Origin of the sequence: Blautia hansenii DSM 20583 (assembly GCF_002222595.2) — a bacterium.
Classification (GTDB): Bacteria; Bacillota; Clostridia; order Lachnospirales; family Lachnospiraceae; genus Blautia; species Blautia hansenii.
In genome coordinates this window covers 1556974-1569144 of sequence record NZ_CP022413.2, presented here as the reverse complement: position 1 = coordinate 1569144, position 12171 = coordinate 1556974, and the positions used below count along the sequence as shown (strand labels likewise).

The following is a 12171-nucleotide window of genomic DNA, read 5'->3' as shown; positions in this document are numbered from 1 at the left end:
GTCATGGAATAACTGCGTTTATTGCCTGAAACAGAATAGATAATAGGATATGGAGAAATTATGAAGAAACAACAACGAATGAAAGAAGTCAGAAGAAAAAGAAGAATTATGTTTACGGTTTTAGCTGTGTGCATTTTTTGCCTGACCGCTCTTTTAGGCGGAATAAAGCTAAAACAGGCTTATGACAGAAAACAGGAGGAAAAAGCAAGGATAGCAGCCGAGGAAGAACGGAGAAGACAGCAGGAGGAAGAAGAAAGACGAAAGCTGGAGGAACGGCTGAATGTTCAGATTGATATGGATATTTACAGTGAAGCCGCTATTGTAAAGGACGTACAAAACAATAAGGTACTGGCTTCTAAAAATGCAGAAGAACGCATTTATCCTGCGTCTATGACAAAAATTCTCACCTTGTTGATTGCCGTGGAAGAGCTTTCTGATTTGGAGGAGAAGGTTCAAATTCCGGTAGACGAGGTTTTGGCTGAATATGAAAGAGGAGCTTCCATGGCAGGCTTTCAGCCGGGAGAAAAAGTTTCTGTAAAAGATTTGCTGTATGGTCTGATGCTGCCGTCAGGAGCAGAATGTTGTACTGCGCTGGCATGCAGAATATCAGGAAGTGAAGAAGCCTTTGCTGAAAAAATGAATGAAAGAGCCAAGGAGCTTGGGATGTTAAATTCTCACTTTGTAAATGCCTCAGGTCTGCATGAAGAGGAGCACTATACAACCGTTACAGATATTATGATATTATTAGAGCAGGCAATTAAAAATGAAACCTTTTATGAGGTTTTTACCACCCGTTCTTATACAACTGCTCCCACAGCAGCAGAGCCAAACGGAATTACCTTTGAAAGCACCATGTATGACAAGAAATCGACCTTAGAGGTGACAGACGGAGAAATTCTGGGCGGCAAAACAGGCTTTACCAATGCGGCTGGTCAGTGTCTGGCAAGTCTGGCAATGGTAGAGGGACAGGAATACATTTTAGTAACAGCAGGAGCAGATGGAAATCATAACACCGAGCCTTTCCATGTGCTGGACGCAGAAAATATTTACAGTCAGATAGGAGCTGCAATTCAAAGTGAATAAAATGGCAGAATACTGGATAAAAGAAGAACCGTTTTTACCAAAAGCAGTTGTTTTTGATATGGATGGTTTAATGCTGGATACCGAGCGGATTATTAAGTACAGTTGGGATGTGACAGGGGAAAATCTGGGCTACGGAAAGCTGGGCGATAACATCAAAAATACATTGGGCATGAACAGAGCCCAAAGAAATGCTTATTTTCTGAAGAAATACGGCGCAAATTTTCCTTTAGAGGCGTTTTTAGACGGATATCATCAGGTCTATTATGACTATGAGAAAGAGAAGGGAATTCCCAAAAAAGAAGGTCTGCTTTCTCTTTTAGATTATTTAAAGAAGAAAAACATTCCTATGGCAGTGGCAACCTCCACCCATCAAATGTATGCTAAGGAAGCGCTGAAGGAGCAAGGGATTTTTGATTATTTTCAGGAAATCATCACAGGGGATTGTGTGGAGCATGGGAAACCGCATCCGGCTATTTACGCACTGGCATGTGAGAAATTAGAAGTCAGTCCCGCCGCCGCTCTGGCGCTGGAGGACTCTTATAACGGAATTATTTCAGCGGGAAAAGCGGGAATGAAGGTAATTATGATACCCGACCTTTTGGAGGATGAAACACCTGTAAAAGAATATTTATACGGGAAATTAAAGACACTGGAAGAAGTAAAGAATTGGATGGAAAAATAATGAATGGGATGTCGCTTTAAATACGATGTGACATCCCATTCTGTTTTTTAACAATCAATGGTTTTTAAATGTTCGATAAAAAGTTTTCGGATACCGGTATATTCTCCCAAGCCTTTTAATACAGGCTCTACATCATAGCCTGCTGCTTTGAACTGGCTATACCAAGAGTCCGGCTCATCACTTGCCATATCATTTTTCGCATGGTCTCCGGCAACAATCATAAACGGCGCCAAAACAACCTTTTTCGGCTGATAAGCATGAACCATTTTTAACAGACTTTCCATGGTAGGATAAGCTTCTACGGTTCCCAGAAAAATATTGGAATACCCCTTATCTTTAAAGGTATAGTCCAAAGCAGCGTAAATTGCGTTGGCATAGTGAGTTGTTCCGTGCCCCATCAGGACTAAAACCTCATCCTTTGTTAAAGTCTTAAATTCAGAGGTAATGGCATCGATAACGGCTAAATTATCCTGCTCGCTGGTAAGAAGCGGGTCTCCAAAAGAAATAGAATGAAACTGCTCCTGAAAAGCAAGAGCATCTTCTTTCATAAGGTCGTTTTCAATCCCGTTAATTACATGCGTAGGCTGAACAAGTACGTCTGTAATTCCGTCCTGAAGCATTTTCTCCATAGCTTCCTTCACATTGCAAATATGCACACCGTCTCTGGCATTTACTTTTTTGATAATCATTTTGCTGGTCCATGCACGATAGAGGGCATAATCAGGGAAAGCAGCCTGCATATCCTGTTCAATGGCATCAATGGTAATTTTTCTGGTATCATTGTGACTTGTTCCAAAGCTTACAGCCAAGATGGCTTTTTTTGTTTCTTTTGACACTGTTTTTGTTCCTCCGTAGTGTGTATTTATTTTCACATCTGAGATGTATTTTTCTAAAGCATTTAAGTTTTTCGGAAGTGGGAGAGAGGATTTTAAAATTCCTTTTCTGCATAAGCTTTCAAAAAGCTCCAGAACAGCAGGCGGTTCTAAATTTGTTTGTTTTAAAACACCTCGATTGCTGAATACCTGAGCCGGAGTGCCATGCATCAGAACTTTCCCCTCGTGGAATAATAAAATTTCATCTGCCCATTCATAAGCATAATTTACATCATGAGTTGCCATTAAAACAGTAATCCCATTTTGCGTCATCTGATCTACAATATGGTTTACCATAGTCGTATGCTTAGGATCTAAAGCAGCAGCAGGCTCATCTAAAATAATAATTTCCGGTTTCATGACAAGAATATCAGCAATAGAAACCTGCTTTTTCTGTCCACCGCTTAATGCATGGGTTGGTTTATGACGGAAAGGGGTAATTTCCAGATAATCAATGACTTCTTCAACTTCTTTTTTTGTTTCTTCTTCTGAATGTCCTAAATTTAAAGGACCAAAAGAAATTTCCTGATAGACACTGGCTGAAAAAAGCTGATTATCCGGATCCTGAAAAACAATTCCGATTTTGCTTCGCAAATCTAAAAGTTCTTTTTTCTTATAAGTAACTTCTTTATTATGGAAGAAAAGTTTTCCCTTTTGCGGTTTTAAAATACCGGTACAGCATAGAAAAAAGGTAGATTTTCCGCTTCCGTTAGCACCCATAAATGCGATTTTTTGTCCTTTTTTAATTTCCAGAGAAAGTCCGTTTAAAGAATGGCTTTGTTCATCGTCATAAGAAAAATATAAATCTTCTGCTTTTAAAATAATATCTGAATTCATGAAAAAAATCTCCTCCATACAGCAAACAGAAATAAAGCCGAGTCAAATACAACAATGGCTGCAATAACACTTTTTTTCGGAGGCTGGTTTTCCGATAAGACACGGATGGTATCGTCATAGCATCTTGCCTCCATAGAAGCATATAAACGGTTGGAGCGTTCCACGGCTCTTATCATTAAAACAGAGCCCAACATTCCGAAGGATTTTAAAGACGTTTTATAATCACGGTTTCCAAGACGGCAGTTCTGAGAAGTGGAAAGCGCAGAAGCCGTATCCAAAAGCACGAAAATAAAACGATAAATTAAAAGCATGAGCTCCATCAATAATTTGGGGCAGTGGAGCTTCTCAAGAACCTGCAAAATATCCGGCATCGGCGTAGTAAAGGATAAAAAATACAGGCAGGAAACAGCTCCTAATGCCGTAAAAATAAGCTGCACCGCATAAAAGAAAGAGGAGTAGCTGGTGGTAATGTACCAGCTTCCCACAGGAACAGCAAACATATCCATGGGAGTACGGCTTAGATGAAACATAATGGCAATGGTGCTGAGTAATAAAAAAATAATCGGGGCAGTGAGAAAACGTAAATAACGAGAAACAGGGACTCCACCTTTTTTAACGGTAAGAACCCCTGTAACTGCTAATACGATACCTGCCACTGCAATCGAACGACTCATTACACAAATACAAAGTGTAATTATTGCAAAGGCAAACTTCTCACCGGCGTTTTCATATCTGAGTCTGGAATGATAGCAAAGCTTATCAATGACAATCATAAGAAAACTCCTTTCAAAGAGAAATTTTAATTATCGTCTTTCATCCATTTCTTGCGTTCTACAAAACGTCCCATGATGAAAGCAATGACGCCTACGCCAATTCCTGTCTGAAGACAGAAGAGAAGACTTTCCACTTCTCCCGGAAGCTCTCCGCCAATGAGCTTTTCAAAAATAGGAGTTGCCCATGGCTCATAAGAAGAGTCAACCTCTTCTACAACCTGACTTCCGGCATCATCAGAACCGCCAAATTCTGCATCCTTTAATGCGAATAACGGAACAAAAGCAATTAAGAAAATCAAAAGAATGGCAAGAAATACTTTCTTTTTCATATTATTTTCCCTCCTTTAAGTAACCGATAGCACGAAGCTCAGGTTTTGCGTAAGTTTCTAATCCCTGAATAATCAAAACAGTGATAATACCTTCAATGATAGCCAAAGGTACCTGTGTAGGAGCGAATACAGTAAGGAATTTACCCATAGCAGCCATAAACGTGGTATCTGCATTGTGAGCAAGCGCCATCTGTGCAGCTGTAACGCAGTAAGTAAATAAGTCACCTAAGGTCGCTGCAAGAAATACAGAAACTATTTTATTTACTTTTGCTTTTTTACATAACACAAAAATTCCGTAGGATACAAACGGACCGGCGATTGCCATGGAAAAAGTATTTGCTCCGATGGTAGTCAGTCCGCCGTGGGCCAGTAAAATAGCCTGAAACAACAGAACAATCAGCCCTAAAATAGAAACGGCGGAAGGTCCGAATAAAATAGCGCCCAGTCCGGTTCCTGTCATGTGAGAACAGCTTCCTGTTACAGACGGAATTTTCAGTGATGAAATTACGAATACAAAAGCTCCTGACATAGCAAGGAGTGTAATTAAATTTTTATGTTCGGCTAAAGTCTTTTTAATAGACAAAAATCCGGCAACTAAAAACGGAATACATAAAGCACCCCATGCGATACAAAAGCCGCCGGGCAGATAGCCCTCCATAATGTGCATTGCACTGACATTTGTCATCATTCCAAAAGTAAGTGCAAGAATACCAGTCAGTACAAAAATTCGTTTGCGTTGTTTACTCATTTTTCTTCTCCCTTCTGATTTAAAAAATAATGTGCTCTCTGCGGAGCGTTTTATTGTATAGAATACAATTTTCTATACAACAAAAAAAGCCCTTCGGTACACACCGACAGGCTATCAGAAGAACAAGAGGTTCCAGCAAAATTGACATGCTATGAGCCAACCTGTTCTTACACACGGCCATCGTTCGTAACCTGTGTAAATCGCATGTACAAGGCAGGTCTTCTGACTCAGGCATCAGCATTTTATTTCGTCTTCCCAGTAAGCTCCAGTGACATAGTGAAATAAAACTTCTCCTTTACAGCGGCGTGACCGTGCAAGCTTTTCACTTGACTTTCCTATTCTCCTGCAAGCAGGCACCTTGAACACTCAATTCTGCATTCATTGTAACATACTATCTGATTTTGTCAATAAGTTGCACCGAAAAGAATTCTGTGCTAAGATGAAAAAACAGTGCAAAAACAAAAGATTTAGGAGATGGAAGAAAAAATGAGTATTTCCATGGTGGGAATTGATTATAACAAAGCGTCCGTAGACATACGTGCGCAGTTTTCCTTTACAAAGAAAAATGCAGCGGCAGCAATGGAGAAATTAAAAGAAGCTCCGGGGATTTTAGGCTGTATTATTTTGTCTACCTGCAACAGAATGGAGATTTGGGCAAGTACACAGGAGGAATGGGAAGGTTCTCTTTTTGATTTTCTGTGTGAAGAAAAAGGAAAAAATCCGGAAGAATTTCGCAGATATTTTGTGGAGCGAAGGGAAGAAGAAGCCATTGAGCATCTTTTTTATCTGACAAGCGGCTTAAAATCTCAGATTTTGGCAGAAGACCAGATTATTACGCAGGTAAAGGATGCCCTGTCCATGGCAAGAGATGTCTACTGTACAGACAACGTTTTAGAGGTTCTGTTTCGTATGGCGGTAACTGCCGCAAAAAGAGTAAAAACAGAGGTCGTATTTTCCAGAGGCAACAGCTCTGTCATTCATCAGGCTATTCAAAAGCTGAGAGAAACCGGATATTCCTTAGACGGCAGTAATTGTATGGTAATCGGAAACGGAGAAATGGGAAAGGTGGCTGCACTGGCTTTGGCAGAGGCAGGCGCTCATGTAACGGTTACCGTCCGTCAGTATCGCAGCGGAATTGTAAGCATTCCCAAAGGATGCGACAGAATTAACTATGGAGAACGCATGGAATTCTTCCCTTCCTGTGATTTGATTGTCAGTGCAACGGCAAGTCCGAACTTTACCCTTACCAAGGAGCTGATACAGCAGGCAGCAACAGGGAAAAAACAGCAGATTTTAATTGATTTGGCAGTTCCAAGAGACATTGAGCCGTCTGTAAACGAAATAGAGGGCATAACTCTTTATGATATTGACAGTTTTAAAATTGATACCAATTCTTTGGAGCTTCAGGAAAGTATGCAGAAGGCAGCAGCAATATTAAGAGAGCAGATGGAAGATTTTTACTGCTGGTATGACGGAAGAAGTTTAATCCCTCGTATTCAGGATATTCAGGCAGAGGCTGTGCAGGATTTAAACCTGCGTATTTTAAAAATTCTGCGAAAAACACCTATGGAAGACGAGGACAGGGAAAACCTTTTAAATGCCATTGATGTTGCAGCCGGAAAGGTTGTCAGTAAAATGATGTTTGGGCTTCGTGATACCTTGGAAAAAGAAGAATTCATAAATTGTGTAGAAGGGCTGGAAAAGCTTTATGGAGCATAAAGAGAAGAAGTTTTTTCCTTTGTTTGTAGATTTCACACAGAAAAGAGCCGTGGTAATCGGAGGCGGAAAGATTGCTGTCAGAAGAATTCAAACACTGCTGACTTTTGTGGGGGAAATCACGGTAATCGCACCTGCCTGTACAGAGAGCGTCAAGACTCTCTGCCAGAAGGGGAAAATTATTTATAAGCAGAAAAAGTTTGAAGCAGAAGATATTGAAAATGCAGACCTTGTACTTGCAGTGACAGATAATCATGCGTTAAACGAAGAAATATACAAGATTTGCAAAGAGAATAATATACTGGTAAATGTAGCCAGCAATCAAGAAAAATGCGATTTTCATTTTCCGGGAATTCTGGAATATGAGAATGTGGTTATCGGCTTTAATGGATGCGGAAAAGACCACAAAAAGGTCCGCCGTGTAAGAGAAATGATACAGGAAATGCTCAGTCATAAAGGGGAGTAAATATGAGAAAAGTAGTAATCGGAAGCAGAGAAAGTAAGCTTGCAGTGGTGCAAAGCGAAATGGTACGGGATTATATCCGAGAAAATAATGCGGATATACAGGTGGAAATTTTGACCATGAAAACCACCGGAGATAAAATCTTAGATAGAACCTTAGATAAAATCGGAGGAAAGGGACTGTTTGTAAAAGAGCTGGATAAAGCTCTTATGGAAAGAAAAACAGAATTATCTGTACACAGCTTAAAGGATATGCCTATGGAGGTTCCCGAAGAACTGCCTCTTATTGCATTTTCCAAAAGAGAAGATCCAAGAGACGTTCTGGTACTTCCAAAAGGTGTTACCCAGTTAGATACTTCGAAGCCTATTGGGTGCTCCAGTTTAAGAAGAATTTTACAGCTAAAAGAAATCTTTCCTGATATGGAATGTAAAAGTGTTAGAGGAAACGTTCAGACACGTTTAAAAAAATTAGATGACGGAGAATACAGCGGTCTGCTGCTGGCAGCCGCCGGTTTAAAGAGATTAGGCTTGGAGGACAGAATTGCCCGTTATTTTGAACCGGAGGAGATGATACCCGCAGCCGGACAGGGAATTTTGGCAATTCAGGGAAGAAAGGATGTAGATTACAGCTATTTAAAGGGCTATGGAGACGAAAACGCCACTTATGCCGCATTGGCAGAGAGAGCCTTTGTCCGTTATTTAAACGGAGGCTGTTCTTCTCCGGTAGCCGCCCATGCCCGGGTCGAGGACGGACAGATTATTTTACGTGGCTTATACTACGATGAGAATACAGGAAATTATGAAAAAGGGCTGAAAAAGGGCAGTGCAGAAGCAGCAGAGGAGCTTGGAATTTCTCTTGCAAAGGAGCTGCAGGAAAGGAGCAAAGCGTATGTGTAAAGGGAAAGTATGGCTGGTAGGAGCCGGTCCGGGAGATATTGGACTGTTTACTTTAAAAGGAATGGAAATTTTACAGCAGGCAGAGGTAGTGGTATATGACAGTCTGGTAGGACAGGGTGTCTTATCACAAATCCCAAAAACTGCCCGCTGCATTAACGTAGGAAAAAGGGCATCGCACCATACCATGCCTCAGGAGCAGATTAATGAGGTTTTATTAAAGGAAGCAAAAAAGGGATATCGTGTAGTCCGCTTAAAAGGTGGAGACCCCTTCCTTTTTGGCAGAGGCGGGGAAGAGCTGGAGCTGTTAATTCAGGAAGGTATTCCCTATGAAATTGTACCAGGAGTGACTTCCCCCATTGCAGTTCCGGCATATAACGGCATTCCGGTTACTCATCGTGATTTCACCTCCTCTCTTCACATTATTACGGGACATAAGAAAAAGGGCGCAGCTTACGACATTGATTTTGAAGCCCTTGTTCGTACAAAAGGAACTTTAGTCTTTTTAATGGGTGTCAGCGCCTTAACTGATATTTGTCAAGCGCTTTTAGACGCAGGTATGGAAAAGGATATGCCGGCTGCAATTTTGCAGAAGGGCACAACTGCGGCACAGAAAAGAATTGTAGCAACGGTTTCTACTTTGCCGGAAGAAGTACAGCGACAGGGAATTGAAACACCTGCCATTATTGTAGTTGGTAAGGTCTGCGCTTTGGCAGACGAATTTGCCTGGTATGAGAAGCTTCCGCTTTTCGGTTATAAAGTGCTGGTTACAAGACCAAAGGAAGCGGCATCCTCCATGGCGGCAAAGCTCAGAAAACTGGGAGCAGAGGTGCTGGAATTACCTGCCATTAAGACAGCAGCAAAACAGGAAAATACAGCTCTTTTGAATGCTTTTTCTCATTTGCAGACTTATGACTGGATTGCTTTTACCAGCCCTAAGGGAGTAAAGGTTTTCTTTGAAGAAATGAAAAAAGCAAAGGTGGACGCAAGAAAACTGGGAAATGCAAAATTTGCAGTGGTAGGAACCGGAACACAGAAGGCATTGCAGGAAAAAGGATTTTTTGCAGATGTCATGCCGGAACTGTTTGACGGTGCGTCTCTTGGGAAAATGCTGTGTGAAAAATGCAGCGGAACAGAAAAAATATTACTCCCCAGAGCAGAAATCGGCAGTCAGGAAATCATAGAAGAATTAAAGAAAAAAGCAGGTATTGTCATTGACGATATCGGCATTTACGAAACTCTTTATGAAAAATCTGAAATTATTGATGAAAAGAAGGAATTTGAGGCAGGAAGCATCGACTGTGCTGTTTTTACCAGCGCATCTACGGTCAAAGGCTTTGTGGAAGCAGTGCCGGAGTTGGATTACAGCAGGGTAAAAGCCGCCTGTATCGGAAAACAGACAAAAGCAGCAGCAGATAAATATTCCATGGAAACTTACATGTCAAAAGAAGCGTCTATTGACAGCCTTCTAGAATTAGTAATAGAATTAAAAAAGAATTCAGAGAAAAAGGAGTTGTAGAATTATGAATATCAGACCGAGAAGGTTAAGAGGAAATGAAATCCTGAGAAAAATGGTGCGTGAAACCAGAGTGGATAAAAGTTCTCTGATTTATCCGGTGTTTGTAAAAGAAGGAACAGGAATAAAAGAGGAAATTCCAACCATGCCGGGGCAATATCGTTACAGCATTGATACCTTGTTAAAAGGACTGGAAGAAACCTTAGACGCCGGAGTCAGCAAGGTAATGTTTTTCGGTATTCCGGATAAAAAAGATGAGGTGGGAAGTCAGGCTTACGCAAAAGACGGTATTGTACAAAGAGCTGTTGCAAAGGCAAAAGAAGCTTTTGGCGATGATTTGTATCTGATTACAGATGTATGTATGTGCGAATATACTTCTCACGGACACTGCGGTGTTCTGTGCGGTCATGAAGTAGAAAACGACAAGACCTTAGAGCTTTTGGCAAAAACAGCCCTTTCCCATGTGCAGGCAGGCGCAGATATGGTTGCTCCTTCTGATATGATGGATGGCAGGGTTCTGGCAATTCGTAATCTGCTGGATGAAAATGGATATAAGGAAGCGCCGATTATGTCTTATGCCGTAAAATATGCTTCTGCATTTTATGGTCCTTTCCGTGATGCTGCGGGCTCTGCGCCTTCCTTTGGTGACAGAAAGAGCTATCAGATGGATTATCACAATCGCAGGGAAGGCTTAAAGGAAGCTTTGTTAGACGTAGAAGAGGGAGCGGATATCATTATGGTAAAACCGGCGCTTTCTTATCTGGATATTATTCGTGAAGTGAAAAATGAGCTTCATGTTCCTGTGGCAGCATATTCTGTCAGCGGAGAATACGCTATGGTAAAGGCGGGAGCAAAGCTTGGTTATATTGAAGAGGATAAAATTATCTGTGAAATGGCAGCCGGCGCCTACCGTGCAGGTACAGACATTTACCTCACTTATTTTGCAAAGGAAATTGCAAAATACATCGAAGAAGGGAGAATTGGATAATGACAAAATCAGAGGAATTATTTCAAAGAGCAGTAAAGAGAATACCCGGAGGGGTAAACAGTCCTGTTCGTGCTTATGGCTCTGTTACAGAAGCGCCTCGCTTTATACAGGGAGCTGTGGGCTGTAAAATCTTTGATGTAGACGGCAATGAATATATTGACTACATTGACTCATGGGGACCTATGATTTTAGGACATAATAATGAGCAGATTAAAGATGCGGTTATCCGTGCCAGCGAAAACGGATTAAGCTTTGGCTGCGCTACGGAAGTAGAAGTGGAAATGGCAGAATTTATCTGTGATAAAATTCCTCACATCGATATGATACGTATGGTAAACTCCGGTACAGAGGCGGTAATGAGCGCTCTGCGTGTTGCCAGAGGGTATACGGGAAAGAACAAAATCATTAAATTTGCCGGCTGTTATCACGGACACACAGACGCTATGCTGGTAAGCGCAGGAAGCGGTGTTATGACAAGCGGCGTGCCGGACAGCGCAGGCGTTCCAAAAGGATGTACACAGGACACTATGCTTGCTGTTTACAACGATTTAAGCAGTGTAGAAAAGCTGTTTTTAGAAAGCGACAATCAGGTTGCCGCTGTGATTGTAGAACCGGTAGGTGCAAATATGGGTGTGGTTCCTCCGGCAGACGGATTTTTACAGGGACTGCGTGACTTATGTGATAAATATCATGCGCTTTTAATTTTTGACGAAGTCATTACCGGATTTCGTTTAAGCTTCAGCGGAGCAGCAGGATTTTACGGAATTACACCGGATTTGGTAACTTACGGAAAAATTATCGGAGCCGGTATGCCCGTAGGCGCTTACGGCGGAAGAAAAGAGATTATGGAAATGGTAGCTCCGGCAGGACCTGTGTATCAGGCAGGGACTTTAAGCGGAAATCCCATTGCTATGGCAGCAGGACTTACACAGCTGAAAATTCTCTGGGAAGATCAGGATATTTACAAACGTCTTTATCAAAAAGGAGAACTTCTGTATGAGGGAATTCGTAAAATCTTTTTAGAAAAAGGCGTGGACTATCAGGTGAATTCCGTGTCCTCCCTAGGCTGTATTTTCTTTACCCCAAATAAGGTAACGGATTATATTTCTGCAAAAACATCAGATACCACAGAATTTTCCAAATATTTCCAATATATGTTAAATCACGGTATTCACATGGCTCCGTCACAGTTTGAGGCTATGTTCTTATCCGATGCACATACAGAAGCAGAAATTCAGGAAACACTGGACTGTATCGAGAAATATTTTTAA

12 protein-coding genes, 1 pseudogene and 1 riboswitch are annotated in these 12171 nt (G+C 41.4%); of the genes and pseudogenes, 8 read left to right on the top strand and 5 right to left on the bottom strand.

Annotation, left to right across the window (positions count from 1 at the left end):
- Window positions 1-60: 60 nt before the first annotated feature.
- Window positions 61-1083 carry a D-alanyl-D-alanine carboxypeptidase family protein gene (locus CGC63_RS07835; RefSeq protein WP_003021509.1) on the top strand — a complete coding sequence of 341 codons (1023 nt, stop codon included), beginning with the start codon at window positions 61-63 and terminating at the stop codon, window positions 1081-1083.
- A 1-nt stretch (window position 1084) separates the two neighbouring features.
- The gene (locus CGC63_RS07830) at window positions 1085-1765 is read left to right on the top strand and encodes an HAD family hydrolase (RefSeq protein ID WP_242648458.1); all 681 of its coding nucleotides are present in this window, start codon (window positions 1085-1087) and stop codon (window positions 1763-1765) included.
- A gap of 47 nt (window positions 1766-1812) precedes the next feature.
- On the opposite strand, the gene CGC63_RS15980 is transcribed toward CGC63_RS07830, so the two are convergent.
- The 5 genes and pseudogenes from CGC63_RS15980 to CGC63_RS07810 all read right to left on the bottom strand — a co-directional run bounded on the left by CGC63_RS15980 (window position 1813) and on the right by CGC63_RS07810 (window position 5324).
- The gene (locus CGC63_RS15980; protein ID WP_039925322.1) at window positions 1813-2601 is read right to left on the bottom strand and encodes a sirohydrochlorin cobaltochelatase; all 789 of its coding nucleotides are present in this window, start codon (window positions 2599-2601) and stop codon (window positions 1813-1815) included.
- A gap of 270 nt (window positions 2602-2871) precedes the next feature.
- A pseudogene (locus tag CGC63_RS15975) lies at window positions 2872-3474 on the bottom strand (energy-coupling factor ABC transporter ATP-binding protein); the annotation flags it as partial.
- A complete protein-coding gene (cbiQ, locus tag CGC63_RS07820; protein WP_003021518.1) occupies window positions 3471-4247 on the bottom strand; it encodes a cobalt ECF transporter T component CbiQ in 777 nt (258 codons plus the stop codon). The pseudogene CGC63_RS15975 and the gene cbiQ, both read right to left, overlap by 4 nt.
- A 26-nt stretch (window positions 4248-4273) precedes the next feature.
- A complete protein-coding gene (locus CGC63_RS07815) occupies window positions 4274-4576 on the bottom strand; it encodes an energy-coupling factor ABC transporter substrate-binding protein (protein WP_003021521.1) in 303 nt (100 codons plus the stop codon).
- Window position 4577: 1 nt separating this feature from the next.
- A complete protein-coding gene (locus CGC63_RS07810) occupies window positions 4578-5324 on the bottom strand; it encodes an energy-coupling factor ABC transporter permease (RefSeq protein ID WP_003021523.1) in 747 nt (248 codons plus the stop codon).
- Window positions 5325-5519: 195 nt separating this feature from the next.
- Window positions 5520-5700: riboswitch (cobalamin riboswitch) on the bottom strand.
- A 110-nt stretch (window positions 5701-5810) separates the two neighbouring features.
- Here CGC63_RS07810 and hemA point away from each other — a divergent pair.
- Genes hemA through hemL form a run of 6 tightly spaced genes read left to right on the top strand, consistent with a single transcriptional unit; the run spans window position 5811 to window position 12171 of the window.
- Entirely contained in the window at window positions 5811-7043 is a 1233-nt protein-coding gene (hemA, locus tag CGC63_RS07805; RefSeq protein WP_009247408.1) for a glutamyl-tRNA reductase, read from the top strand.
- Window positions 7033-7506 carry a precorrin-2 dehydrogenase/sirohydrochlorin ferrochelatase family protein gene (locus CGC63_RS07800; protein WP_009247407.1) on the top strand — a complete coding sequence of 158 codons (474 nt, stop codon included), beginning with the start codon at window positions 7033-7035 and terminating at the stop codon, window positions 7504-7506. Before hemA ends, CGC63_RS07800 begins: the two co-directional genes overlap by 11 nt.
- A 2-nt stretch (window positions 7507-7508) precedes the next feature.
- Entirely contained in the window at window positions 7509-8399 is an 891-nt protein-coding gene (hemC, locus tag CGC63_RS07795) for a hydroxymethylbilane synthase (RefSeq protein ID WP_003021533.1), read from the top strand.
- Window positions 8392-9915 (top strand): uroporphyrinogen-III C-methyltransferase, encoded by a 1524-nt coding sequence (cobA, locus tag CGC63_RS07790; RefSeq protein WP_003021536.1) that lies wholly within the window; start codon window positions 8392-8394, stop codon window positions 9913-9915. Before hemC ends, cobA begins: the two co-directional genes overlap by 8 nt.
- Before the next feature lie 4 nt (window positions 9916-9919).
- Window positions 9920-10900: a porphobilinogen synthase gene (gene hemB / locus CGC63_RS07785; protein ID WP_003021538.1), complete on the top strand. Its 981-nt coding sequence runs from the start codon at window positions 9920-9922 to the stop codon at window positions 10898-10900.
- On the top strand, window positions 10900-12171 hold the full coding sequence (hemL, locus tag CGC63_RS07780; RefSeq protein ID WP_003021540.1) for a glutamate-1-semialdehyde 2,1-aminomutase: 1272 nt from the start codon (window positions 10900-10902) through the stop codon (window positions 12169-12171). The genes hemB and hemL overlap by 1 nt, the downstream gene beginning before the upstream one ends.